The organism is Micromonospora andamanensis (genome assembly GCF_016863495.1).
Taxonomy (GTDB): domain Bacteria; phylum Actinomycetota; class Actinomycetes; order Mycobacteriales; family Micromonosporaceae; genus Micromonospora; species Micromonospora andamanensis.
In genome coordinates this window covers 17,624-43,034 of sequence record NZ_BOOZ01000002.1, presented here as the reverse complement: position 1 = coordinate 43,034, position 25,411 = coordinate 17,624, and the positions used below count along the sequence as shown (strand labels likewise).

The 25,411-nt window shown below is 72.3% G+C and carries 22 protein-coding genes and 1 pseudogene; 10 read left to right on the top strand and 13 right to left on the bottom strand.

The window, feature by feature from the left end; translation table 11 throughout:
* Positions 1 to 79 precede the first annotated feature (79 nt).
* The 6 genes from Van01_RS00750 to hutH are packed head-to-tail and all read left to right on the top strand — an operon-like array spanning position 80 to position 7,921.
* A complete protein-coding gene (locus tag Van01_RS00750; protein ID WP_203997826.1) occupies positions 80 to 928 on the top strand; it encodes a MurR/RpiR family transcriptional regulator in 849 nt (282 codons plus the stop codon).
* 12 nt (positions 929 to 940) lie between these two features.
* On the top strand, positions 941 to 2,608 hold the full coding sequence (gene hutU, locus Van01_RS00745; RefSeq protein WP_203997823.1) for a urocanate hydratase: 1,668 nt from the start codon (positions 941 to 943) through the stop codon (positions 2,606 to 2,608).
* 9 nt (positions 2,609 to 2,617) lie between these two features.
* Complete coding sequence (locus Van01_RS00740; protein WP_203997820.1) at positions 2,618 to 3,835, top strand: allantoate amidohydrolase; 1,218 nt, start codon at positions 2,618 to 2,620, stop codon at positions 3,833 to 3,835.
* Positions 3,832 to 5,190, top strand: a complete 1,359-nt coding sequence (locus Van01_RS00735) for a formimidoylglutamate deiminase (protein ID WP_203997817.1) — start codon at positions 3,832 to 3,834, stop codon at positions 5,188 to 5,190. The genes Van01_RS00740 and Van01_RS00735 overlap by 4 nt, the downstream gene beginning before the upstream one ends.
* A complete protein-coding gene (hutI, locus tag Van01_RS00730) occupies positions 5,187 to 6,389 on the top strand; it encodes an imidazolonepropionase (protein WP_203997814.1) in 1,203 nt (400 codons plus the stop codon). The genes Van01_RS00735 and hutI overlap by 4 nt, the downstream gene beginning before the upstream one ends.
* On the top strand, positions 6,386 to 7,921 hold the full coding sequence (hutH, locus tag Van01_RS00725; RefSeq protein ID WP_203997812.1) for a histidine ammonia-lyase: 1,536 nt from the start codon (positions 6,386 to 6,388) through the stop codon (positions 7,919 to 7,921). Before hutI ends, hutH begins: the two co-directional genes overlap by 4 nt.
* A 70-nt stretch (positions 7,922 to 7,991) precedes the next feature.
* On the opposite strand, the gene rdgB is transcribed toward hutH, so the two are convergent.
* The 11 genes and pseudogenes from rdgB to Van01_RS00670 form a co-directional block, all read right to left on the bottom strand.
* The gene (gene rdgB / locus Van01_RS00720) at positions 7,992 to 8,609 is read right to left on the bottom strand and encodes an RdgB/HAM1 family non-canonical purine NTP pyrophosphatase (RefSeq protein ID WP_203997809.1); all 618 of its coding nucleotides are present in this window, start codon (positions 8,607 to 8,609) and stop codon (positions 7,992 to 7,994) included.
* Positions 8,606 to 9,334 carry a ribonuclease PH gene (gene rph, locus Van01_RS00715; RefSeq protein ID WP_203997806.1) on the bottom strand — a complete coding sequence of 243 codons (729 nt, stop codon included), beginning with the start codon at positions 9,332 to 9,334 and terminating at the stop codon, positions 8,606 to 8,608. The genes rdgB and rph overlap by 4 nt, the downstream gene beginning before the upstream one ends.
* A 67-nt stretch (positions 9,335 to 9,401) precedes the next feature.
* Entirely contained in the window at positions 9,402 to 10,010 is a 609-nt protein-coding gene (locus tag Van01_RS00710; RefSeq protein WP_308442346.1) for a glycosyltransferase, read from the bottom strand.
* 4 nt (positions 10,011 to 10,014) lie between these two features.
* Positions 10,015 to 10,176: pseudogene (locus Van01_RS33915) on the bottom strand (glycosyltransferase family 1 protein); the annotation flags it as partial.
* Positions 10,177 to 10,265: 89 nt separating this feature from the next.
* Positions 10,266 to 11,012, bottom strand: coding sequence for an MBL fold metallo-hydrolase (locus tag Van01_RS00700; RefSeq protein WP_203997800.1), 747 nt, complete (start codon positions 11,010 to 11,012; stop codon positions 10,266 to 10,268).
* A gap of 268 nt (positions 11,013 to 11,280) precedes the next feature.
* Positions 11,281 to 12,246: a PLP-dependent cysteine synthase family protein gene (locus Van01_RS00695; protein ID WP_099847333.1), complete on the bottom strand. Its 966-nt coding sequence runs from the start codon at positions 12,244 to 12,246 to the stop codon at positions 11,281 to 11,283.
* A 10-nt stretch (positions 12,247 to 12,256) separates the two neighbouring features.
* On the bottom strand, positions 12,257 to 12,616 hold the full coding sequence (locus Van01_RS00690; RefSeq protein WP_203997795.1) for a MoaD family protein: 360 nt from the start codon (positions 12,614 to 12,616) through the stop codon (positions 12,257 to 12,259).
* Between the two features lie 66 nt (positions 12,617 to 12,682).
* The gene (locus tag Van01_RS00685; protein WP_093401918.1) at positions 12,683 to 13,171 is read right to left on the bottom strand and encodes a M67 family metallopeptidase; all 489 of its coding nucleotides are present in this window, start codon (positions 13,169 to 13,171) and stop codon (positions 12,683 to 12,685) included.
* A 54-nt stretch (positions 13,172 to 13,225) separates the two neighbouring features.
* Positions 13,226 to 13,720, bottom strand: a complete 495-nt coding sequence (locus Van01_RS00680; RefSeq protein WP_203998872.1) for a DUF2017 domain-containing protein — start codon at positions 13,718 to 13,720, stop codon at positions 13,226 to 13,228.
* 2 nt (positions 13,721 to 13,722) lie between these two features.
* Entirely contained in the window at positions 13,723 to 14,013 is a 291-nt protein-coding gene (gene clpS / locus Van01_RS00675; protein WP_093401920.1) for an ATP-dependent Clp protease adapter ClpS, read from the bottom strand.
* A 157-nt stretch (positions 14,014 to 14,170) separates the two neighbouring features.
* The gene (locus tag Van01_RS00670) at positions 14,171 to 15,688 is read right to left on the bottom strand and encodes a P-loop NTPase family protein (RefSeq protein ID WP_203997792.1); all 1,518 of its coding nucleotides are present in this window, start codon (positions 15,686 to 15,688) and stop codon (positions 14,171 to 14,173) included.
* A gap of 199 nt (positions 15,689 to 15,887) precedes the next feature.
* Here Van01_RS00670 and Van01_RS00665 point away from each other — a divergent pair, with 199 nt between their 5' ends.
* From Van01_RS00665 to Van01_RS00650, 4 genes are all read left to right on the top strand, one after another.
* Positions 15,888 to 18,563 carry a LuxR C-terminal-related transcriptional regulator gene (locus Van01_RS00665; RefSeq protein WP_203997789.1) on the top strand — a complete coding sequence of 892 codons (2,676 nt, stop codon included), beginning with the start codon at positions 15,888 to 15,890 and terminating at the stop codon, positions 18,561 to 18,563.
* A 16-nt stretch (positions 18,564 to 18,579) separates the two neighbouring features.
* Positions 18,580 to 19,866, top strand: coding sequence for a nicotinate phosphoribosyltransferase (locus tag Van01_RS00660; RefSeq protein WP_203997786.1), 1,287 nt, complete (start codon positions 18,580 to 18,582; stop codon positions 19,864 to 19,866).
* Between the two features lie 14 nt (positions 19,867 to 19,880).
* On the top strand, positions 19,881 to 20,462 hold the full coding sequence (locus tag Van01_RS00655; RefSeq protein ID WP_203997781.1) for an isochorismatase family protein: 582 nt from the start codon (positions 19,881 to 19,883) through the stop codon (positions 20,460 to 20,462).
* 71 nt (positions 20,463 to 20,533) lie between these two features.
* Entirely contained in the window at positions 20,534 to 21,766 is a 1,233-nt protein-coding gene (locus Van01_RS00650) for an MFS transporter (RefSeq protein ID WP_203998869.1), read from the top strand.
* A gap of 574 nt (positions 21,767 to 22,340) precedes the next feature.
* On the opposite strand, the gene ctaD is transcribed toward Van01_RS00650, so the two are convergent.
* The gene (ctaD, locus tag Van01_RS00645) at positions 22,341 to 24,098 is read right to left on the bottom strand and encodes an aa3-type cytochrome oxidase subunit I (RefSeq protein ID WP_203997778.1); all 1,758 of its coding nucleotides are present in this window, start codon (positions 24,096 to 24,098) and stop codon (positions 22,341 to 22,343) included.
* A 118-nt stretch (positions 24,099 to 24,216) separates the two neighbouring features.
* Entirely contained in the window at positions 24,217 to 25,323 is a 1,107-nt protein-coding gene (locus tag Van01_RS00640) for an FAD-dependent monooxygenase (protein ID WP_203997775.1), read from the bottom strand.
* Between the last annotated feature and the right edge of the window lie 88 nt (positions 25,324 to 25,411).

Below are 25,411 nucleotides of genomic sequence, written 5' to 3'. Positions count from 1 at the left end.
ACCTGCAGGCCACGGTGGTCCATCGTGGAACGAAGCGGCAGGCTTGCTGAATGAAAGTTTTTATGCATAGAGTCATCGGGTGAATGAGGGAGCTACCACGGCGTCGACGGAGCGGGTCGTCGGCCTCTTCGACGGGGTCCGGCTCACCCCGACGCAGCGGCGGATCGCGCACTGCCTGGTGCAGCACGCCCCCGCCATCGGCTACCTCTCCGCCGCCGAGGTCGCCGAGCTGGCCGGGGTCAGCCAGCCGTCGGTCACCCGGTTCGCGGTGGCGCTGGGCCACGACGGCTACCCGGCCCTGCGTCGCCGGCTGCGCGAGCTGACCGCCGCCGCGCCCGGCCCGGCCCTCGCCGGCAACGAGCTTCAGCAGGCGGTACGCGCCGAGATCGGCAACCTGGACCGGCTGGCCGGGCAGTTGGCCGACCGGGAGCGGATCGCCGAGACCGGACGCCTGCTGGCGGCCAGCCGGCCACTGCCGGTGCTCGGCCTGCGGTCCGCCGCGCCGCTTGCCGCGTACTTCGCATACTTCGCCGCCAAGGTGCACCCCGACGTGCGGGTGCTCGACGACGGCGGCAGCCTGCTCACCGACCGGCTCGAACAGGCCGCCGAGGCGGGCGCTCGGGCGTTGCTGGCGTTCGTGCTGCCGCGCTATCCCCGGGAGACCCTGGACGCGCTGCGCGAGGCCCGCGCGGCGCGGCTGACGGTCGTGGCGATCACCGACTCACCGGTGAGCCCGGCGACCGAGCACGCCGACGTGGTGTTGCCCGCCGCGGTCGGCGCGCAACTGGTGTTCGACCTGCACACCGCTCCGATGACCCTGGCCATGGTGCTGCTCCAGGCGATCTGCGACGCCGCCCCGGCCGAGACCCAGCGGCGGCTGGAGGCGTTCGAAGCCTCGGCGGCCCGTCGACAGTTGTTCCTCGGTTAGGAGGAGTCCGCCATGACCCACGCCGACCAGACATCCCCCGGACCTGTTCGGGCCGCCCGTGGCCTGGAGCGCACCGCCCGAGGATGGCCACAGGAGGCCGCCCTGCGGATGTTGATGAACAACCTCGACCCCGAGGTCGCCGAACGCCCCGACGACCTCGTCGTGTACGGCGGCACCGGCCGGGCCGCCCGGGACTGGCCGTCGTACCACGCCCTGGTGCGGACCCTCACCGAGCTGCGTGACGACGAGACGATGCTCGTGCAGTCGGGTCGCCCGGTAGGCGTGATGCGGACCCACGAGTGGGCGCCCCGGGTGCTGCTGGCCAACTCGAACCTGGTCGGCGACTGGGCGACCTGGCCGGAGTTCCGCCGTCTGGAGCAGCTCGGCCTGACCATGTACGGGCAGATGACCGCCGGTTCGTGGATCTACATCGGCACCCAGGGCATCCTCCAGGGCACCTACGAGACGTTCGCCGCCGTGGCGGCCAGGAAGTTCGACGGCACCCTCGCCGGCACGTTGACGCTCACCGCCGGCTGTGGCGGCATGGGCGGGGCGCAGCCCCTCGCGGTCACCATGAACGGCGGCGTCTGCCTGATCGTGGACGTGGACCGCAGCCGGCTGGCCCGCCGGGTGCACGACCGCTACCTGGACGAGATCGCCGACGACCTGGACGACGCGGTGCGGCGGGTGCTCGCCGCCAGGCGGGAGCGTCGGGCGTTGAGCGTCGGTGTGGTGGGCAACGCCGCCACCGTCTTCCCGGAGCTGCTGCGCCGGGGCGTACCCGTCGACATCGTCACCGACCAGACAAGTGCGCACGATCCGCTGTCGTACCTGCCGGAGGGGGTCGAGCTGGCCGACGCCCGGGAGTACGCGGCGGCCAAGCCGGCCGAGTTCACCGACCGGGCCCGGGCGTCGATGGCCCGGCACGTCGAGGCGATGGTGGGTTTCCTCGACGCGGGCGCGGAGGTGTTCGACTACGGCAACTCGATCCGGGGCGAGGCCCGCCTCGGCGGGTACGAGCGTGCGTTCGACTTCCCCGGCTTCGTGCCGGCGTACATCAGGCCGTTGTTCTGCGAGGGCAAGGGACCGTTCCGGTGGGCGGCGCTCTCCGGCGACCCGGCCGACATCGCCGCCACCGACCGGGCGATCCTGGACCTCTTCCCGGAGAACGAGTCCCTCGCGCGGTGGATCCGGATGGCCGGCGAGCGGGTCGCCTTCCAGGGCCTGCCCGCGCGCATCTGCTGGCTCGGCTACGGCGAACGGGACAAAGCGGGCGTACGGTTCAACGAGATGGTCGCCTCGGGTGAGCTGAGCGCACCCGTGGTGATCGGCCGTGACCACCTGGACTGCGGCAGCGTGGCCAGCCCGTACCGGGAGACCGAGGCGATGGCCGACGGCTCCGACGCGATAGCCGACTGGCCGCTGCTCAACGCGCTCGTCAACACGGCCAGCGGGGCGTCCTGGGTCTCCATCCACCACGGCGGCGGGGTCGGCATCGGCAGGTCCATCCACGCCGGGCAGGTCTGCGTGGCCGACGGCACCGCGTTGGCCGGGCAGAAGATCGAGCGGGTGCTGACGAACGACCCGGCGATGGGAGTCATCCGGCATGTCGACGCCGGTTACCCCGAGGCCCGCGAGGTGGCCGCCCGTACCGGCGTCCGCGTCCCGATGGCGGAGTGAGGGAGGCAGTTGGTGACGCACACGGTGGAGGACGGGCACCGGCTCGACAGGTTCCGCGAGTTGTGGGGGGAGATCGCCCCGATCGGGCGGGACGAGCGCAGCGGCGGCTACCTGCGGTACGCGTTCACCGAGCCGGAGCTGCGGCTGCGGGAGTGGTTCCGGGAGCAGGCCGACGCACGGGCCATGCCTGTCACCGGGGACGGCAACGGCAACCTGTTCGCCTGGTGGGGTGACCCGGACGCCGGGGGTGCCGTGCTGACCGGCAGCCACTTCGACTCGGTGCCGCACGGCGGCGCGTACGACGGGCCGCTTGGCATCGTCAGCGCCTGGCTGGCCGTGGACGAGCTGCGGGCGGCAGGGGTCACGCCGTCGCGACCGCTCGTGGTCGGTGCGTTCGTGGAGGAGGAGGGGGCCCGGTTCGGCGTACCGTGTCTGGGTTCCCGGCTGCTCACCGGGCAGATCGACGCCGATCGCGCGGGCCGGCTGCGCGACGCGGCAGGCGTGAGCTTCGCCGAGGCGTTGGGGGCGCGGCCGGCGGGGGCCGATCCGGGGCTGCTCGGCCGGTTCGGCGCCTTCGTGGAGTTGCACGTCGAGCAGGGCCGCGCGCTCGTCGATCAGAACGCGCCGGTCGCGGTGGCAAGCGCGATCTGGCCGCACGGCCGCTGGCGTCTCGATTTCACAGGCGAGGGCAACCACGCCGGTACGACCCGGATGGCCGACCGCCGCGACCCCATGCTCACGTACGCGTTCACGGTGCTGGCGGCGAACAAGGAGGCCCGACTGCGCGACGCCCACGCCACTGTGGGTCGGGTGGTGGTGGAGCCGAACGCGACGAACGCGGTGCCGTCGCGGGTGACGGGCTGGCTGGACGCCCGCGCGGCCGAGCCGGACACCCTGGACGGCCTGGTCGAGGCGGTCCGGGTCAAGGCCGGTGAACGGGCGCGGCGGGACGGCACCGAGGTGACGCTCACCGAGGAGTCGGCGACCCCGCTTGTGGCTTTCGACGGCGGGTTGGCCGACCGGCTGGCCCGGTTGCTGGCCGCCCCGGTGCTGCCCACCGGCGCGGGGCACGACGCGGGGGTGCTGGCGGCGCACGTACCGACGGCGATGCTCTTCGTGCGTAACCCGACGGGGGTGTCGCACTCCCCCGCCGAGTCGGCCACCGACGCCGACTGCGCCGCCGGGGTGGTCGCCCTGGCCAGGGTGCTGGCGGAGCTGCTGCGATGACGTCGACGCGTTGGCTCGCGGAATACGCCTGGCTTCCCGAGGAGGCCGAGCCCACCCCGGACGTGCTTATCGAGACCGTGCACGACCGGATCACCGGCGTCACCCCGCTCGCCACGGGCGGCGGACCCGACGCCGGTGTCGACGTGCTCGTCGACGCGGTGCGGCTGCCGGGGCTGACCCTGCCGGGGCTGGCCAACGCGCACTCCCACGCCTTCCACCGGGCGCTGCGCGGGCGCACCCATTCCGGGCGCGGCGATTTCTGGAGCTGGCGCGACCAGATGTACGCGGTCGCCGCCAATCTCGACCCCGACTCCTATCTGGCGCTGGCCCGGGCGGTCTACGCGGAGATGGCGCTGTCGGGCGTCACAGGCGTCGGTGAGTTCCACTACCTGCACCACCGCCCGGGCGGCACACCGTACGCCGAGCCGAACGCGATGGGCGCGGCGCTCGTCGAGGCGGCGGCCCAGGCGGGGATCCGGCTCACCCTGCTGGACACCTGCTACCTGACCGCCTCGGTGGACGGGCGGGCGCTGACCGGGCCGCAGCAGCGCTTCGGCGACGGTGACGCGGTGCGCTGGGCGGAGCGGGTCGACGCGTTCACTCCGGCCGGCGGGCACGTCCGCCTCGGTGCCGCGATCCACTCGGTACGCGCGGTGCCGGCCGAGCAGCTCGCCACAGTCGCCGGTTGGGCGCAGCGCCGCGACGCGCCACTGCATGTGCACCTGTCGGAGCAGCCAGCCGAGAACGACGCCTGCCGGGCGGTGCACGGGTGCACCCCGACGCGCCTGCTCGCCGATCACGGGGTGCTCGGCCGGGCCACCACTGCGGTGCACGCCACCCACCCGACGAGCGCCGACGTGGGTCTGCTCGGCGACAGCCGTACCGGGGTCTGCCTCTGCCCGACCACTGAGCGGGATCTCGCCGACGGCATCGGGCCGGCCCGGCGGATGGCCGACGCCGGCATTCCGCTCAGCCTGGGCAGCGACAGCCACGCCGTCATCGACATGTTCGAGGAGGTGCGGGCGGTCGAGCTGGACGAGCGGCTGCGGACCCGCAGGCGGGGCCACTTCGCCCCGGCGGAGCTGCTGACCGCCGCGAGCAGCGCCGGGCACGCCGCGCTGGGCTGGACCGACGCCGGCCGGATCGCCGTCGGGGGCCGCGCCGACCTGGTCACGGTGCGGCTGGACAGCGTACGCACGGCCGGGGTCAGCCCGGCGGGCGTCTGGTTCGCGGCGAGCGCCGCCGACGTCGCGCAGGTGGTGGTGGACGGGCAGGTGCTGGTCCGCGACGGCCGGCACGTCCGGGTTGACGTACCGCGGGAACTGGCCACGGCGATCGCGGAGGTCACCTCATGAGCCTGGTTGTCGACAACATCGGTGAGCTGGTGACGAATGTGGCCGGCTCGGGCGAGGGCGGGCCGCTGGGCATCCGGCGACGGGTCGCGGTGCTTGTCGAGGAGGGCGAGGTGGCCTGGATCGGCCCGGCCGCCGACGCGCCGGCCGCCGACCGGCGGATCGACGCCGCAGGTGCGGCGGTGCTGCCCGGCTTCGTGGACAGTCACGCCCACCTCGTCTTCGCCGGGGACCGGGCCGCCGAGTTCGCCGCCCGCATGGCCGGTGAGCCGTACACCGGCGGCGGTATCCGCACCACTGTCGGCGCCACCCGGGCCGCCTCCGACGGCGAGCTGCGGGCCACCGTGCGTCGGCTGCACGCGGAGGCGTTGCGGCAGGGCACCACCACCATCGAGATCAAGAGTGGGTACGGCCTCACCGTCACCGACGAGGCCCGCTCGCTGCGGATCGCCGCCGAGGTCAGCGCGGAGACCACATTCCTCGGCGCACACGTGGTCCCGGCCGAGTACGCCGCCCGTCCCGACGACTACGTGTCGCTTGTCTGCGGGCCGATGCTTGCCGCCGCCGCGCCGCACGCACGCTGGATCGACGTGTTCTGTGAGCGGGGCGCCTTCGACGCCGACCACGCCCGGGCGATCCTCGCCTGCGGGCAGGCCCTGGGGCTCGGGGTGCGGGTGCACGCCAACCAGCTCGGCCCCGGACCGGGCGTGCGACTCGGGGTGGAGCTGGGGGCGGCAAGTGTGGACCACTGCACCCACCTGACCGACGCCGACGTCGACGCGCTGGCCTCGACCCGGTTCGACTGCATGTGCGCCGACGGCGGGCACACCAGCACCGTGGCGACGCTGCTGCCGGGTGCCGAGTTCTCCACCCGGTCGCCCTACCCGGACGCCCGCCGGCTGCTCGACGCACGCGTCACCGTGGCGCTGGCCACCGACTGCAATCCCGGCTCGTCGTACACCTCGTCGATGCCGTTCTGCATCGCCCTGGCCGTACGCGAGATGGGGATGACCCCGGCGGAGGCGGTATGGGCCGCGACGGCCGGCGGCGCGCGGGCGCTGCGCCGCGACGACATAGGCGTGCTGCGGCCCGGCGCCCGGGCCGACCTGATCATCCTCGACGCACCGTCCCACCTGCACCTGGCCTACCGGCCCGGAGTGCCTCTCGTCCGCCAGGTTCTGCACAACGGAGTACCGCGATGACAGTCACCATCCAGCCCACCGGAATCTCCCCCGTCGACGTGCTCGCCGTGGCGCGGGGCGGCGCGAAGGTGGTCCTCGACCCGGCCACCGTCGACGCGATGGCCACCAGTCGGTCCATCGTGGACGGCATCGAGGCCGCCGGCCGCCCGGTGTACGGCGTGTCGACAGGCTTCGGGGCCCTGGCGAACACCTTCGTCGCCCCCGAGCGCCGCGCCGAGTTGCAGCACGCGCTGATCCGGTCGCACGCCGCCGGAGTCGGCGCGCCGATGCCCCGCGAGGTGGTACGGGCGATGATGCTGCTGCGGGTCCGCTCGCTGGCGCTCGGCCACTCCGGGGTACGCCCGCTTGTCGCCGAGGCCCTGGTGGACCTGCTGAACCACGAGGTCACCCCGTGGGTGCCGGAACACGGCTCGCTCGGCGCCTCAGGTGACCTGGCACCGCTGGCGCACTGCGCGCTGGTGCTGCTCGGCGAGGGCTGGGTGCTCGGCCCGGACGGCGGACGGCTGCCCGCCGCCGACGCGCTGCGCCGGGCCGGCCTCGCCCCGGTCGAGCTGGCCGCCAAGGAGGGGCTGGCATTGATCAACGGCACCGACGGCATGCTCGGCATGCTGCTGCTCGCCATCGCCGACGCCGCCCACCTGTTCACCATGGCCGACGTGACCGCCGCCCTCGCCATCGAGGCGATGCTCGGCTCGGAACGGCCGTTCCTGCCGGAACTGCACGCCATCCGCCCGCACCCCGGGCAGGGCGTCTCGGCGGCGAACATCCATCGGCTGTTGCAGGACTCCGCGGTGATGGACTCGCACCGCGACGACCTGGCGCACGCCGTGCAGGACGCCTACTCGATGCGCTGCGCACCCCAGGTGGCCGGCGCGGCACGGGACACCCTGGAGTTCGTCCGGACCACAGCCGCCCGGGAACTTGTCTCGGTGGTGGACAACCCGGTGGTGCTGCCCGACGGCCGGGTCGAGTCGACAGGGAACTTCCACGGCGCACCCCTGGGCTTCGCGGCGGACTTCCTGGCCATCGCCGCCGCCGAGGTCGGCGCGATAGCCGAACGTCGGGTGGACCGCCTGCTCGACGTCACCCGGTCCCGGGACCTGCCGGCGTTCCTCTCCCCCGACGCGGGGGTCAACTCCGGGCTGATGATCGCGCAGTACACCGCCGCCGGAATCGTCGCCGAGAACCGCCGGCTGGCCGCGCCGGCCTCGGTGGACTCGCTGCCGACGAGCGGCATGCAGGAGGACCACGTCTCGATGGGCTGGGCGGCGACCAAGAAGCTGCGCACCGTCCTGGACAACCTGGCCAGCCTGCTCGCGGTGGAACTGCTCGCCGCCGTACGCGGGTTGCAGTTGCGGGCCCCGCTGGTCCCCTCACCGGCCGGGCGGGCGGCGATCACCGCGCTCGGCGGGGCCGTCGGCGACCCCGGCCCGGACGTCTTCCTCGCCCCGCTGATGGAGGCCGCCCGCGCCGTGCTGGCCGGCCCCGACCTGCGCGCCGCCATCGAGCAGGAGATCGGCCCCCTCGGCTGACAAGAAGGCCCACGCCGAGGCGGCGGCGGACAAGGTGTCCAGTGCTTCATGCCCGCCGAGAGGCGGGTGGTCAGGTGGCTGGCGGGAGCACCTTGGCGACCAGGGCGGCCAGTTCGCGCAACGCCTTGCCCCGGTGGCTGATCGCGTCCTTCTCCTGCGGGGTCAGCTCGGCGTTCGTGCGGTCCTGGCCGTCGCCGAGGAAGATCGGGTCGTAGCCGAAGCCGCCCTCACCGCGCGGGGCGCGCAGCAGCCGACCCGCCTGCCGGCCGTCGACCAGGTGCTCCTTGCCACCGGGCAGCACGAGCGCGACGGTGCAGACGAAGGAGGCGCCCCGGTGCTCGTCCGGCACGTCGCCGATCTGGTCCAGCACCAGTTGGAGGTTGGCCCGGTCGTCACCGTGCCGCCCGGACCAGCGGGCGCTGAACACCCCGGGCATCCCGTTGAGCGCGTCGACGGCCAGCCCGGAGTCGTCGGCGATCGTCGGCAGCCCGGTACGCCGGCAGCCCTCCCGGGCCTTGATCAGCGCGTTCTCGCCGAAGGTCAGCCCGGTCTCCGGCAGCTCCGGGTACGCCTCGACGTCGTCCAGCCCGATCAGGGCGACCCGGTGCGCGCCGAGCGCCCCGTCCAGGATGCGCTGCAACTCGATGAGCTTCTTCTGGTTCCGCGTGGCGAGCAGCACCTTGTTCATGGGAGTAGCGCCTTCCGCTGGGCTTCGGCCAGGTCCAGACAGCCGACCACGGCCAGGTCGAGCAGGGCGTCGAGCTGGTCGCGGGCGAAAACGCCTGCCTCGCCGGTGCCCTGCACCTCGACGAAGTCGCCGGTGCCGGTGCAGACCACGTTCATGTCGACCTCGGCGGCCACGTCCTCGTCGTAGCACAGGTCGAGGCGCGGCTCGCCGTCAACCACGCCGACGCTCACCGCCGCCACCGAACGGTGCATCACCTTCTCCGGCTTCCCGTTCAGGGCCTTGCGGGCGGCGAGCCAGTTCACCGCGTCGTACAACGCCACGTAGGCGCCGGTGATCGCGGCGGTCCGGGTGCCCCCGTCGGCCTGTAGGACGTCGCAGTCGAGCACTATCGAGTTCTCGCCGAGCGCCTTGAGGTCGATAGCGGCCCGCAGGCTCCGGCCCACCAGGCGGGAGATCTCGTGGGTACGCCCACCGACCCGGCCCTTGACGCTCTCCCGGTCCGAACGGGTGTTCGTGGCCCGGGGCAGCATCGCGTACTCCGCGGTCACCCAGCCCAGCCCGGAACCGCGACGCCAGCGCGGCACCCCCTCGGTGACGCTTGCGGTGCAGAGCACCCGGGTGCCGCCGAATTCCACGAGCACCGACCCCTCGGGATGGGTGCTCCAACCGCGGGTCAGGGTCACCTGTCGAAGTTGGTCGGGTCGCCGCCCGTCAGGTCGCGCCATGCCTGCACCCTATGTGGTGCGCTGAACGAACCCTCCCCGGGTGTCCGCCGCTCCCCGGCGGCCGGCCTCAGCGGTGGGCGTCGACGCCGTGCGCGCGGAGGAACCCGGCGACCGCCGCCGGCCAACCGAACCGCGCCGCCCGGTCCCGGGCGGCGGTCCGCCGCCGGGCCTCGGGTCGGGCCAGAAGCTCGCGGACGGCCCCGGCGATCGCCGCCGGGGAGCCCTCGGCGGCGAGCCCACCCGAGCCGATCACCTCGGGCAACGCGCTCGCCGCGTTGACCACCACCGGGGTACCGGAGGCCAGCGCCTCCAGACCGGCCAGGCCGAAGGTCTCCACCGGGCCGGGGGCCAGGACCACGTCGGCGCTGGCCAGCACCGCCGCCAGGGCACGACGGTCGGGCAGGAAGCCGGTGAAGGTCACCGGCAGGCCGGCCGCGCGCCGCCGCAGCGCGCTGCGGCGCGGCCCGTCGCCGACCATCACCAGCACCGCCGGCACACCGGCCCGGCGCAGCTGCGCCAACGCGTCGACGGCCAGCTCGGGCCGTTTCTCCACGGACAGCCGCGCGCAGTGCACAAGCAGCACCTCGGCAGGGTCGGCGTACCGGCGCCGGACCGCCGGGTCGGCCCGGCCGGGGTGGAAGGTGTCCAGATCGACGCCGAGCGGCACCAGGTCCACGTGCGGTACGCCTGTCGGTGCCGCGGCGCGACGTCCCCGGCGGGGCGGGCGCGATCACCAGCGGCTCGTGGCCGCGGGTGACGAGGTGCTCGGCGGCCCGCACGACCGAGTGCGCGACACCGTTGACGTCGGGCGGGAACGACTCGGTCACGATGGCGATCCGCATGCCTTCACGGTGGTGGTGGCAGCGAAGGTCCAGGAGACGTCCACCTGACCGCTCGGCGAACAGTGCGGCACGAACCCGCGCCCGGTGGATCAGACGTCGTAGCTGGCGCCGGGGCGGACCACTTCCAGCGGGCCGGCGTAGGCGGCGGAGGCGGCGGCGACAGTGAGCGCCTCACTGCCCCAGGCGGGGACCAGATGGGTCAACAGCAGCCGCCCGACGTTGGCCTTGGCCGCCGCCTCACCCGCCTCGCCGCCGGTGAGGTGCAGATCCGGCGGGTTGTCGACGCCGTCCAGGTAGCTGGCCTCGCAGAGGAAGACGTCGGCGTTCTGGGCCAGCCGCAGCAACGCCTCGCAGGGGGCGGTGTCCGAGGAGTAGCAGAGCACCCGGCCGCCGTGTTCAAGGCGTACGCCGTAGGTTTCGACCGGGTGCAGCACCCGGTCGACGGTGACGGTGAACGGCCCGATCGGGAAGGTGCCGGGTTGCAGCGCGTAGAACTGGTAGACGTCCTCGACGGTGCTGTCCTCCTGCCCGTACGCGGTGGCCAGCCGGTCCGGGGCGCCGGCCGGCGCGTAGACCGGCAGCGGCGGGTACGGCCCGTCCGGGGCGTACCGGCGCACCACCACGTAGGTCGCGGCGTCGAGGATGTGGTCGCAGTGCAGGTGGGTCAGCAGGATGGCGTCCGGGGCGTGCAGCCCGGCATAGCGCTGCAGGGTGGACAGTGAACCCGAGCCGAAGTCGACCAGGAGCCGGAAGTCCTCGGCCTCGACCAGATAGGCCGAACAGGGGGACTCGGGTCCGGGGAAGCTGCCCGCACAGCCCAGGACGGTCAGTCGCATCGAGTTGTCTCGCTGTCACGGTAGGTAGTGAACGTGCCGGCCGCCGCTCCGGCGATGATCACTACCGACGCGTACGCCACGCTGCGCAGCCTACGCCCGCGCGTGCAAGGGCAAGAATGATCTGCTGGAAGTTGTCATCAACGTGACACCGGTTTCGCCCGTCCGATCGACCACCCGTCACCGAAGTGGCCGGTGCGGACGAGCCGACGCGACGAGGGCCACCGGCGCGATGCCTGTGGCCCTCGTCACATGTCGATCGCGCCGCAGGTCAGGCCCAGAGCTGACCGTCCAGCGCCTCCTCCGCGTCGGCGAGCGTGCCGCCGTACGCTCCGGTGCTCAGGTACTTCCAGCCGCCGTCACTGACCACGAACGCCACGTCGGCACGACGGCCGGCCCGCACCGCCTCGTGCGCCACGGCCAGCGCCGCGTGCAGCACCGCCCCGGTGGAGAAGCCGACGAACAGCCCCTCCACCTCCACCAGTTGCCGGGTCCGCAGCACCGCGTCCCGGGTGCCGACGGAGAAGCGGCGGGTCAGCACCGTCGCGTCGTAGAGCTCCGGGACGTATCCCTCGTCGATGTTGCGTAGCCCGTAGACCAGCTCGCCGTAGCGGGGCTCGGCGGCGACGATCTGGATGCCCTCGACCTTCTCGCGCAGGTAGCGCCCGGTGCCCATCAGGGTGCCTGTGGTGCCGAGCCCGGCCACGAAGTGGGTGACGGTCGGCAGGTCGTGCAGCAGCTCGGGCCCGGTCGTCTCGTAGTGCGCCCGGGCGTTCGCCTCGTTGCCGTACTGAAAAAGCATCACCCAGTCGGGATGCTCGGTGGCGATCTGCTTGGCCGTGGCCACCGCCTGGTTGGAACCGCCAGCGGCCGGCGAAAAGATGATCTCCGCGCCGTACATCCGCAGCAACTGCACCCGTTCGGTGGAGACGTTCTCGGGCATCACGCAGACCAGGCGGTACCCCCGCAACTTGGCCACCATGGCCAGGGAGATGCCGGTGTTGCCGCTTGTCGGCTCCAGGATGGTGTCGCCGGGCCGGAGCCGGCCGGCGGCCTCCGCGGCCCGGACCATGAACAGGGCGGCCCGGTCCTTGACACTGCCTGTGGGGTTGCGGTCCTCGAGCTTCGCCCAGAGCCGTACCGGCGGCGCGCCCTCGGGCACCGTCGGCGACAGTCGGGGCAGCCCCACAAGCGGTGTCCCGCCGCAGGCGTCCAGCAGGCTGTCGTACCGCGCCATCGCGGCCGCCTCAGCTCGCGGTGACGCGCGTCCGGCCCTCGGCCGGCGCGACCGCGACGTGCTGCGCCATGGCCGCCGCCGCGGCGAAGCCGAAGGCGCCGCCGGCCACCGCGGGCAGGATCGTCACGCTGTCGCCGTCGTTGAGCTTGGCGTCCAGCGCGCCGAGGAATCGGACGTCCTCGTCGTTGACGTAGACGTTGACGAAGCGGTGTAGCGCGCCGGCCTCGGTGACCAGCCGGCCGCGCAGCCCGCTGTGCCGGGAGTCCAGGTCGTTGAGCAGGTCGTCAAGCGTGTCACCGCTGCCCTCGACGACCTTCGCGCCGCCGGTGTAGCTGCGCAGGATGGTGGGGATGCGAACCTCGATGGCCATGGTGTCGTACTCCTCGATCGGGTGGGTGCTCGGTGACGGGAAAAGGCGTGCGGGGGCTGAGGTTTGTCAGCGGCCCGAACACTCGTAGTCGACCGTCGCCGGGCTCTGCCCGAACATGTATGACTGCACGGCGTGCGGATCCACCCCGGCGTCGAGGATCCGCACCGGCTCCTCGGTCACCACGCCGTCCACGATGCGGAAGGAGCGGATCTCCTCCGTGTCGGGCTCCCGGGTGGAGACGAGCAGATAGTGCGCGCCGGGCTCACCGGCGAAGGAGATGTCCGTCCGCGACGGGTACGCCTCGGTTGCGGTGTGCGAGTGGTAGATGACCACCGGTTCCTCGTCCCGGTCGTCCATCTCGCGCCACACCCGCAGATGTTCCATCGAGTCGAACTCGTAGAACGTCATCGACCGGGCGGCGTTCTCCATGGGGATGTGCCGGGTCGGCGTGTCGCTGCCGACGGGACCGGCGACCACGCCGCAGGCCTCGTCGGGGTGATCCCGACGGGCGTGGGCGACGATCGCGTCAACGATCGACCGGTCGATGCTCAGCACGTCGCCAAGGGTAGCGCCCGAGTGCCGCCAACCGCGAGGCGGCGCCGGTCACAGTCAGTCGATCAAGGCGTTGAGCAGGGACTCCTGGAGATAACCGAGATACGCGTAGACCGAAAGCTGGAACACCCGGCTGGAACTGGGATCGTCGGCGACCGCGTCGTCGAGTTCCGCGCCCAGATCCGTCCCGTCCTTGATCTCCAACCGCACGCCCATCGCCAGCCGGGCGTCGTTGAGCGCGCGCAACCACGCCTCGGCCGCCTCGGCGTCCAGGCGGACCTCGCCGCCGCTGTCGCCGGGCAGCGCGGCCAGGACCGCACCGGCCTGGTCGATCTTCGCGGTCTTGAGATCACCCTCGGTGTACCGGCGGAACTCCGCGGTGCCCGCCGCGTCGTCCGGGTAGGCCTCCGGAAAGAGCCGGCAGACAACCGGGTCGGAGTGGTCGAAACCATCGGTGAGCAGGCCGACCACCTCGGAGGCGACCTTACGGAGCACACGCACCTCGTCCACCGCGAAGGTGGCAACGTACCGGTCACCCCGGCGACGGAACATGCTCACGACCGGTCCACCGTCGCCCAGAGACCGTACGCGTGCAGTTGGGAGGCGTCGTGTTCCATGCGTTCCCGGGCCCCGCTGGAGACCACCGCCTTGCCCTTGTGGTGCACATCCAGCATGAGCTGCTCGGCCTTCTCCCGGCTGTATCCGAAGAGCTTCTGGAACACCCAGGTCACGTAGGTCATCAGGTTGACCGGGTCGTCCCACACGATCGTCACCCACGGCCGGTCGGCTGCCGGCACCTCATCGGTGTCCGGGGTCTCGACCGGTGCAACCTGCGGAGCCGCCATGCCCCCCATCGTGCCACCGGATCCGGGGAATCGAGGAACCGGAACGCCGGACCACCCGGGATCACCACCCACGGCCGCAGCGTCGCCACCGCCGGTCGCGTCCCGGGCGCAGCAGGGCACCCCACCGGCACCGCCGGCGGGGTGCACGGCCGCCCGGTCAGGCGAGCAGGATGCCGTGTTCGGCAGCATCGGACAGCACCGTGCCGAGCGAGAGACGGACCGCCTCGAACCGGCGGGCGACCTCCCGCGACAGCTCCAACTCGATCTCCCGCAACGCCCGCTGCGCCCAGGCCCGCGCCGCGCTCGGATCGTTGTTGCCGGGCGAACGCCAGTGCTGCCAGCATCCTCCCGACAACGCCACGGCCACCGGCGGCAGCACCGCCGTACGGGGCGGCGCGGGGTAGCCGGACAGCATGTCGACGGCTGTCGCACCGGTCAGCGGCGCCACGCCCGCCGTACTGGTGACGAGGAACGCCCGCTCCAGTTCCTGCCCGGTGGGGTCGTCGACCAGGCTCCAGCGGATTGCCTTGTCGATCCGCCTGCGGATCCCCTCGGGCAGTGGCGCGCCGAAGAGCCGGCCGGCGGTGTCATCGACGAGTTCGCCGGCATGGTGGTCGCACTGCGCGGTGGCCAGCAGCGACAGCGCCGCCATCTCCCGGTCGAGCAGTTGGGGCAGGCCAGCACAGCCGACGCCGAAGACGATCTCCTGCACCACCCGCATGTGCATGTTGGCCAGTTCCAGGGCGAGGTGCTGCCGGATACGCCGAGCGGCGGTGCGGGCCTGCCGGTCGAGGTGCTCCGACCATTCGCCCGGTTCAGCCAGCACCGGCACCCGACCGCGCTCACCCGGCAGCTCGGGCGGCTCAAGGCTGCCCCGCCGCAACTCCTCGGCGGAGGCCCAGTCCACGAGCGCCCGCCGCACATCCGCCTCGGCGCCGGTGACCATGGGAAACCAACGGGCATCGGCCAGCCCGGGCACGGCGGCGAGCAGCGCGGCCCGGTGCGCCTCGACGGTGACCGTGACCGGATCAACCGCCGGGCCGCCGGGCTCCCCCGTACCCCGCACCGCCGCCGTGCCCTCACCGGCCGCCCAGCCGTCGGCGCCGGGCGTGACCGCGAAGAAGACCCGGACCGGCGTCCCGGCGATGTCGGACAGCAGGTCAAGTTCTGCGGCGCCGAACGACTGGTCCGCCGCGATCACGAACAGCAGCGCGCCGGCCCGGCCCAGCGCGTCGAGCAGCACGCCGCAACCGGCTGGACCCAACGTGGCGATGTCCGGCGTGTCGACGAGCACGAAGCGTTTCAGCAACGGCTGGGGCAGGCTCAGCTCCACCCGACGGGGTGGCCTGGCCAGCGCCGGGCCCGCAGTCGGAAGATCGGGTCGGTACGAATGCGGCGTGCGGTAGCCGGGGACGTAGGCGGCCCGGGTCGGTTCGGCACTGTGCCGTACCACCAGCCAGCTACCGCCCGGCACGGCGAGTAGCCCGGAGTCGAGTTCCAGCAGCGTGGCGAGCACGCCGGTCCGCCCGGCGGCGGCCGGACCGGCCGCGACCACCGCGACCGGCTCACGCCCGTCGGTGATCGACACACCGAGCCGCTCGGGAAAGGGCCGACGACCGGGCGGCCCCGCGGCGTCGTCGGGCGTACCGAGGTGGTGGATCGGGCCGGGCTTCATCAGGCGGCGGCCTCCGAGGCAGGGCGACCGGTGGACCGGCCGCGGTGAACATCCGACGACGACACTCGGATTCCGGAAGAGTAAGGGTGCGACCGTCGGGAACGGGACAATTGCGATACTCACCGGTAACCCTACGACTACTCAAGTTCGCCGTCGCGCGCTACCGTGCCGGCCGCAGTTCCGTCGATATGCTGCGCGAATGAGTCGGTGGAGCTTCGTGGGCCGGGCTGAGCAACTCGACCGTCTCCGGGTGGCGGTGGCAGGTGTCCATGGCCGGGGAATCCTCTTCACCGGCAGCGCCGGCATCGGCAAGAGCCGGCTGTTGCACGAGGGTGTCGACACGTTGCCCGGCGAGAAATACGCGGTCTGGCGGATCGCGGCCAGTGCCACCACGTCCGCGATGGCCTTCGGTGGGCTGGTCCAGGTGCTTCCGGAGCAGCCGCAGGGCCTGTCACCGGCCGGCATCCTGCGGTGGGCCGTCGACGTGTTGCAGCAGCAGGCCGCCGGCCGGCGGATCGTCCTCGCAGTGGACGACGCGCACCTGCTCGACCCGCCGTCGGCCGCGCTCGTGCACCTGGTCGCCCGGGCCGAGAACGCCTCAGTGGTCGGCACCCTGCGCGACGGGGAACAGATCCCGTTGCCCATCCGGGCACTGTGGACGGACGGCCTGGTCGAGCGGGCCGAGCTGGGGCCGATGACCCCGGACGAGACGGCCGCCATGCTCACCGCCATCGTCGGCGGCCAGGTGGACAGCGGCTCCACCGACCGTCTGGGTCGGCTCAGCGCCGGCAACCCGCTGCTGCTGCGCGAGTTGGTGCACGCGGCGACCAACAGCGGTGAACTCGTCGAGAAGTACGGCGTCTGGACCTGGACCGGGCGGCTGGAGCTGGCGCCCAGCCTGACCGAACTGATCGACATCCGGATCGGCCAGCTCACCCCCGGGGTACGGGCGGTGGTCGAGCTTGTCGCGTTCGGCGAGCCACTCGGCCTGCGGCTGCTGCACCAGGCCGTGGAACAGCACGACGTGGAGTACGCCGAGGAACGCGGACTCATCACCATGGTCGAGTCCGACAGGCGACTCGATGTCCGGCTGGCGCACCCGCTCTACGGCGAGGTGGTGCGCCGGCAGTGCCCGGTGAGCCGGACCCGTCGGTTGCAGGCGCACCTGGCGGACCTGCTGGAGAAGGTCGGCAAGCGGCGGCGGGAGGATCTGCTGCGGGTGGCGAGATGGCGCCTGGCCTCCGGCACCGCGCAGGACCCGGCGATGCTGATCGCCGCCGCCGGTGAGGCGTTCGCACGGTACGACGTACCCCTGGCGACCCGGCTGGCCCGGGCGGCGCTGGACGCCGGCGGTGGGTTCGACGCGGCCGAACTGCTGGCGACCATCCTGATGTTCGCCGACCGGCCCGCCGAGGCGCTCGGCGTGCTCGACGCCGTCGCCACCGACGCCGGCCAGGAGGAGCGGCTCAGCCGATGGCTGACGGTGCGTGGCATGGTCAGCTACTGGGGGCTGAGCCAGGCGTCCACCGTGGAGGAGATCGCCGCCCAGGGCACGAAACTCACCGACGCCGCCGCCCAGGCCCGGGTCCGCGCCTTCGAGGCGATCATGCGGCTGCACCGGCTGGACGCGCCGGCCGCGCTCCGGCTCGCGCAGGGTGTGCTGGACCGACCGGCGGCCAGCGTCGCCGCACGCGAGCTGGCGCGCTGCACGATCGCGCACCTCCAGGCCGTGCAGGGGCAGCTGTGCCGCAGCGCGGCTGCGGTGGACCTGGTGCAGGCGAAGGTGGCCAGTTGGCGGGCGGACATGCCGTACCTGCAACTGGCGGTGGAGCTGGCCCGGGGCACCCGACTGGCCCTCTCCGGAGATCTCGCCGGGATCGACGCGTTGGTCGCCGACGAGTTCGCCGACCTCGCCGACGCGGGCGACTTCCGGCTCGGCACCGGCTACCTGGCGATCCTGCGGGCGTACGCGGCTCGGCTGCGTGGTCGCAGCGACACCGCGTTGCAGGCCGCGCTCAGTGCCTGCGCGGTCCTGGCCACCAGCCGGGTCTACGCGGGGCTGGCCCAATCGGAGCGGGCCCAGGCCGCCGCGTTGCGCGGCGACGCCCGGCAGGCGGCCGAGGCGATGGCCGAGGCGGACCGTCTCCATTCACCGAGCATGGGCGTGCTGTACCCGTGGTTGGAGCAGGCCCGGGTGGCCACGCTGGCCGCCGGCGGTGACCTGTCCTCAGCCGTGAGTCGGCTGCACAGTCTGGTGGACCGGCTGCGAGCTGACGGCTTCGCCGGGCACGAGGCACTTGTGCTGCACGACCTGGTGCGGCTGGGCCAGGCCGGGGCCCAGACCGGTCCGAGGTGTTCCGACGGGAGCCGTCGCACCGTCGCGCAGCGGTTGACGGAGTTGTCCGAGCAGGTCGACGGGGAGTTGCCACCGTTGCTGGCCCGGCATGCGCGGGCGGCGGCCGACGGTCTGCCGGAGGGGCTGCTCAGCGCGGCCGACGGCTTCGCGGAGCGCGGGCTCGACCTGCTCGCCGCCGAGGCGTCGGCCGAGGCCGTGCACCTGTTGCGGCAGCGCCGTTCGCCCGAGGTTGCCCACGCCCGACAACGGCTCGGCGCGCTGCTCGCCTGCTGTGACATGGTGCACACTCCGGCGCTGCAGGCGGCCACCCCCACGTTGACCGACCGGGAGTGGCAGGTGGCTCGACTCGCGGCGGAGGGCGGCACCAGTCGCGCCATCGCTGAGCAGCTGTTTCTCTCCGCGCGCACGGTGGAGAACCACCTGCAGCGCGTGTACAGCAAGCTCGGCGTGACCAGCCGGGCGGAGCTGAGGGTGGCCCTCGGCACGATCCCGGGGCACGACGGCACGACGACGACGTGAACCCTAGTCTGAGGGGGTGTACACCCTTCGTCCTGCGCTGCTGACCGACCACTACGAGCTGACCATGGTCAGCGCCGCCCTGCGGGACGGTACGGCTGACCGGCGCTGCGTGTTCGAGGTGTTCAGCCGACGGCTGCCCGCCGGCCGCCGGTACGGCGTGGTCGCCGGCACCGCACGCCTGGTCGACCTGATCCGCGAGTTCCGGTTCGACCCGGCCGACATCGAGTTCCTGCGCCGCACCGGCGTGGTGGACGAGCCGGGCGCCGAGTGGCTGTCCAGCTACCGGTTCACCGGCGAGATCGACGGGTACGCCGAGGGTGAGCTCTTCTTCCCCGGTTCGCCGATCCTGACCGTCTCCGGCAGTTTCGCCGAGTGCGTGGTGCTGGAGACGCTTGTGCTGTCGGTGCTCAACCACGACTGCGCGGTGGCCGCCGCCGCGGCGCGGATGGTCACCGCCGCCCGGGGGCGGGCGTTGATCGAGATGGGGTCGCGGCGAGCACACGAGGAGGCGGCGGTCGCGGCGGCCCGGGCTGCCTACCTGGCCGGCTTCCGGTTCACCTCCAACCTGGCCGCCGGCCAGCGGTACGGCATACCGACAGCCGGCACCGCCGCGCACGCCTTCACCCTGCTGCACGACGACGAGCGGGCCGCGTTCGCCTCGCAGGTCGCCACGCTGGGCAAGGACACCACGCTGCTTGTCGACACGTACGACATCAGCCAGGGCATCCGTAACGCGATCGAGGTGGCCGGGCCGGAGCTGCGGGCGGTCCGCATCGACTCCGGCGACTTGGCCGTGATCGCCCAGCAGTCCCGGCAGTTGCTGGATTCGCTAGGCGCCACGGAAACAAAGATCATCGTCTCGGGCGACCTCGACGAGTACGCCATCGCGGCGTTGGCCGCCGAGCCGGTGGACATGTACGGCGCCGGCACCGCGGTGGTGACCGGCTCCGGCGCACCGACCGCCGGGCTGGTCTACAAGCTGGTCGAGGTCGAGGGCCGACCGGTGGTCAAGCGGTCCGAGCAGAAGGCGACGATCGGCGGACGCAAGGTCGCCGTCCGCCGGCACAAGCCGACAGGCACCGCCATCGAGGAGATCGTCGTCCCCCAGGGTGTGCCGGATCACCGCCCCAACGACCGGCTGCTGCAACGGTCGTACGTCGTGGACGGCGAGCCGGTCGGCCTGCCGACGCTCGACGAGTCACGGGAGCACCTGCGTCAGTGCCTCATCTCGATCCCGTGGGAGGGTCTCAAGCTTTCCGCGGGCGACCCGGCCATCCCGGTCACCGTGGTACCCGCCGAGTGAGAGGAGTGGAGTCGGTGAGCAACGCGTTGATCATCGTGGACGTGCAGAAGGACTTCTGCGAGGGCGGCTCGCTGGCCGTGGCCGGCGGGGCGGGAGTCGCGGCCGGCATCTCCCGGCTGCTGGCCGCCGAGCCGGACCGTTGGGATCACGTCGTGGCGACGAAGGACTACCACATCGACCCGGGCACGCACTTCGCCGAGTCGCCGGACTACGTGAGCACCTGGCCCCGGCACTGCGTGGTCGGCACACCCGGCTCCGAGTTCCACCCGGAGCTGGCCACCGACCGGATCGAAGCGATCTTCCACAAGGGCGAGTACGCCGCCGCGTACTCCGGGTTCGAGGGGAACGCCGACGACGGCGAAGGTCTGGCCGACTGGCTGCGACGACGCGGCGTGGATCGGGTGGACGTGGTAGGTATCGCCACCGACCACTGCGTGCGGGCCACCGCCCTGGACGCCGCCCGGGAGGGTTTCGCCACCACCGTCCTGCTGGACCTGACGGCGGCCGTCGCGCCGGACACCACAGATGTCGCGTTGCGCGCCTTCGAGGGGGCCGGGATCACCACGATCGGCGCCCCTGTGATCCAAGCCGCATGAGCCGTTAATTCGTTGGCAGCCGTCCGGCCGCCGGTCGAGGATGTCCGGCGGAGGTACGGACCGACGTGAACATGAAGCCTTACCGGGAGGCACTCGCCCTGCCCGGTCTGCGGTCGCTGCTGCTCGTGGCGGTGCTGGCCCGTGTCCCGCTGACCGCCACCGGCGTCACGCTGACGTTCTACGTCGTGCAGGATCTCGGGCGCGGCTACGGTGCGGCCGGCCTGGTCGGCGCGGCGATCACCGTCGGCGCGGCGGTCGGCGGCCCGCTGCTCGGCCGCCTGGTGGATCGTCGCGGCCTGCGTCCGGTGCTGGTTCTCACCGCTGTGGCCGAGGCCGTCTTCTGGTCCGCCGCACCGATGTTGTCGTACCACCTGCTGCTGCCGGCCGCGTTCCTGGCCGGTCTGCTGGCGTTGCCGATCTTCTCGGTCATCCGGCAGTCGATCGCCGCGCTGGTACCGGCGGAGAAGCGTCGGCCGGCGTACGCGCTGGACTCGATGTCGGTCGAGCTGTCGTTCATGATCGGCCCTGCCCTGGCCACTGTGGGTGTCACCACCATCTCCGCCCGCCTCACGCTCTACCTCGTCGGTGCCGGCATCGTCGTCGCCGGGGTGGTGCTGTGGCTGCTCAACCCGCCGGTACGCAGCGCCGCCGAGGCGTCGACCGGACCGCAGCCGCGCGTCGCCCGACGGCAGTGGCTCACCTCGCGGCTGGTCGCCGTGTTCGCCGTCAGCGCCGCAGCGACCCTGGTGCTCGGCGGCACCGACGTGGCGGTCATCGCGGTGCTGCGGGAGAACGGTGACGTCGGCTTCACAGGCGTGGTGCTCTCCGTCTGGGCGGTGGCGTCGCTGGTCGGCGGCTTCGCCTACGGCGCTGTGCACCGCTCGTTCTCCGCGGTGGCGCTGATGGGAGCGTTGAGCCTGTGCACCATCCCGGTCGGGCTGGGCGGGTCACACTGGTGGCTGCTCTGCCTCGCGCTGATTCCGGCCGGCGTCCTCTGCGCTCCCACAATCGCGGCCACCTCGGACGCGGTCAGCCGGCTGGCCCCGGCCAGTGTGCGCGGCGAGGCCATGGGCATGCACGGCTCGGCGGTCACCGTCGGCATCGCCGTGGGCGCCCCACTGGCCGGTGCGGTCATCGACGCCTCGGCACCGCTGTGGGGCTTCGCGGTCACCGGCGCCATCGGTGCCCTGGTGGCCCTGGCGGTGCTGCCGATCGAGCTTCGCCGCCGCCGCGCCGACATCGCGACCACCGCCCGGGCCAGCGATGAGCCCGCCCCGACCGCCCTCACCCCGACCACCTCCTGACCCCACCCCGTCTCCCACCCCGCCCCCTCCCGCCTCCTCCCGTCCCGCCTGTCCAGGTTGGCCCACCCCCGCCCACCGCGCACGCCGTACCCCGGCCGCACCGCGCGGGTCGACCGCTGCGGTGGGTAACCGTCCGCACCGCCCGGCCCACTCCCATCTGCATCCTTTGCTCTGCTTCAACCGACGCAATGAATTACGCACCGTGTTGAACCGGCCGACGCGTCGATGACGTGCCGCCGCATTTCAGCAGCTCAACGACTACTGCGTGGGTTGAAGCAGAGCAAAGGACGCGGAGGTGACAGGTGGGTCCGACCCGGTGACCTCACGCAGGGTGAACCTCTCCTGCCGATAGCACTCGTCACAGAGTGCGATATCGGGGGTAGCGACAGCGGTGCCGCAGGCACCTCGGGTGGCCGGCGCAGGCGGGCCACCGCCCGCGCATCAGCGACTTCAGCGGCCGGCGGCCCACAAGGGCGGCCAGGGGCGGCGTGGGGTACGAGACGGGCGCCGACCCTGGTGTGGGGGTCGGCGCCCGTCGTGCGACGCGTTGGTTCAGGCCGCGTGACGCGGTGGGTCAGCGGCGGTCGACGTCGCTGGCCACGTCCTCGGTGTAGCTGGCTCCACCGTCGGACTCGCTTGTCAACGGCTTGGAACCGCCCTCGGGGGGACCGGCCAGGGTCTGCCCGGCAGCCAACTCGGGGAACTTGTGATCGAACGCCGGCCGCTCGGAGCGGATCCGCGGCATCCGGTCGAAGTTACGCAGCGGCGGCGGCGAGCTGGTCGCCCACTCCAGCGAGTTGCCGTGACCCCACGGGTCGTCCACCTCGACCACCGGGCCGGCCTTGTAGGACTTCCAGCAGTTGTAGATGAACGGCAGCGTCGAGATGCCGGTGATGAAGGCACCGATCGTGGAGATCATGTTCAACGTGGTGAAGCCGTCGCCGGGCAGGTAGTCGGCGTACCGCCGGGGCATGCCCTCGCTGCCCAGCCAGTGCTGGATCAGGAACGTGGTGTGGAAGCCGATCATGGTCAGCCAGAAGTGGATCTTGCCGAGCCGCTCGTCGAGCATCCGGCCGAACATCTTCGGGAACCAGAAGTAGATCCCGGCGAAGACCGCGAACACGATCGTGCCGAAGAGCACGTAGTGGAAGTGCGCCACCACGAAGTACGAGTCGTGCAGGTGGAAGTCCAGCGGCGGGGCGGCCAGCAGCACTCCGGTCAGGCCACCGAAGAGGAAGGTGACCAGGAAGCCGACGGACCAGAGCATCGGTGTCTCGAAGCTGATCTGACCCCGCCACATGGTGCCGATCCAGTTGAAGAACTTCATACCGGTCGGTACGGCGATGAGGTAGCTCAGGAAGCTGAAGAAGGGCAGCAGCACTTGGCCGGTGGCGAACATGTGGTGCGCCCAGACGCTCATCGACAGGCCGGCGATGGCGATGGTGGCGGCGACCAGACCCTTGTAACCGAAGATCGGCTTGCGGGAGAAGACCGGGATGATCTCGCTGATGATGCCGAAGAACGGCAGCGCGATGATGTAGACCTCGGGGTGCCCGAAGAACCAGAACAGGTGCTGCCAGAGCATCGGCCCGCCGGTCTCCGGGCTGTAGACGTGCGCGCCGAGCAGCCGGTCGGCGGCCAGCGCGAACAGCGCGGCGGCCAGCAGCGGGAAGACCAGGATCACCAGGAGGCTGGTGACAAGCATGTTCCAGGTGAAGATCGGCATCCGGAACATGGTCATGCCCGGCGCCCGCAGGGTCAGGATCGTGGTGATCAGGTTGACCGCGCCGAGGATGGTGCCCAGACCGGAGATGGCCAGACCGACCACCCACATGTTGGCGCCCACGCCCGGGGCGTGCTCGCTGGTGCTCAGCGGGGTGTACGCGGTCCAGCCGAAGTCCGCCGCGCCGCCCGGGGTGAGGAAGCCGGCGGTGGCCATGGTGCCGCCGAACAGGTACAGCCAGTAGGCGAAGCTGTTCAGACGCGGGAAGGAGACGTCGGGCGCACCGATCTGGATGGGCACGACGTAGTTGCCGAACGCGAACACGATGGGCGTCGCGAAGAACAGCAGCATGATCGTGCCGTGCATCGTGAACAGCTGGTTGTACTGCTCGGGCGACAGGAACTGCAGCCCGGGCCGGGCCAGCTCGGCCCGCATGATCAGGGCCATCAGACCACCGATCATGAAGAACACGAACGCGGTGACCATGTACATGATCCCGATTTGCTTCGCGTCCGTGGTCCGCAGCATCCGCGCGATGGCCGACCCCTTGACCGGCTCCCGGACCGGCCAGGGCCGGGTCACGACCGGCTTGGGTGCGACGGTGGTCACGAGTGGCCTCCGGTTCTGGGTTGTCCCGCTCGGCGCGCGCTGTCTCAGCGGGCCGTCATCCGCAAGGAGGATAGTCCCCGGCAGGTGACATCACCGCGTGGGGTCGCCCCGAGGTGGATCACAGCGGGCCGAGGAGCAGCCGGTAGTGCTCCCCGAAGATGCGGTCGCCGCGTCCGCGCAGCAGCGGGTCGCGCAGCGCCGGCGGCACGTCGCGGGTGCGGTTGCGGTCCCGGGTCCGGTCCTGCACCCATCGGGTACGCGGGCGACGGCGGCTTTCGTACGCGGTGAGCGCCGCCTCGACGCTGCCCGCCGCGTGCAGCGACTCGGCGAGCACGACGGCGTCCTCCAGGGCCATCGCGGCGCCCTGGGACAGGGTCGGCGCGGTGGCGTGGGCGGCGTCGCCGACGAGGAGCACCCGGCCCCGGTACCAGCGCCCGAGTTCGACCTCGTCGGTGGTGGTGGCGTACACCCCGTCGAGCGCGTCGAGCACCTCCGGCACCGGTCCGCCGTACTCGCCGAACAGGTCCCGTAGCCGGGCCAGCGGGTCGGCCGGCAGGTCGGTGCCGGCCTCGTCGGCGTAACAGTGCAACCGGCCGGCGCCGATCGGCACCACGAGGAAGCCGCAGCGCCGCCCGAGCAGTGCGGTCCACTCGTCGACCGCCGGGCCGTCGCGTACGACGCCGCGGTAGACCACCTGCCCGGCGGGGCGGGGTGGGCCGCCGAGCGCGGCCAGCGCCCGGATCGAGGAACGCGGCCCGTCGGCACCGATCACCAGGTCGTACTCGGTCTGCGTGCCGTCGACGAAGGTGACGCCGACGGCGGACGGCAGCAGATCGATTGTGCGTACCTCCGCGCCGTGCCGGACCGCGCCGCCGGCACCGCTGAGCAGTACCCGGTGCAGGTCGGAGCGGGCCAGTGCGCGGCACTCGCCGACTCCGGCCCAGAGCGCGTCGAGGTCGACCTCGCACAGCGGCGCGCCTGTCGAATCGAGGAAGCGTTGCCGGTGGATGACCTTTCCGTACGGGCGGACAGGGTCGTCGAGGTCCAGCCGGCGCAGTGCGCGGGCCGCGTTGCCGGGCAGGTAGAGGCCGGCGTCGGTGAGGTCGTGCGGCGGCGCCTTGTCGGTGAGGTCCGGCCGGAAGCCCGCCAGGCGCAGCGCCCGGGCCACGGCCAGCCCGGCGATGCCCGCGCCGACGACGAGGATGCGCAGGGGGGAGCCACGCATGGGGGTGTACGCCTCCGGAGGGGTTCGGCACGCGTTGAAGGCAAGAGACTACTCGGCGCAATCGGCGCACACCAGAGGCAACCGGCCC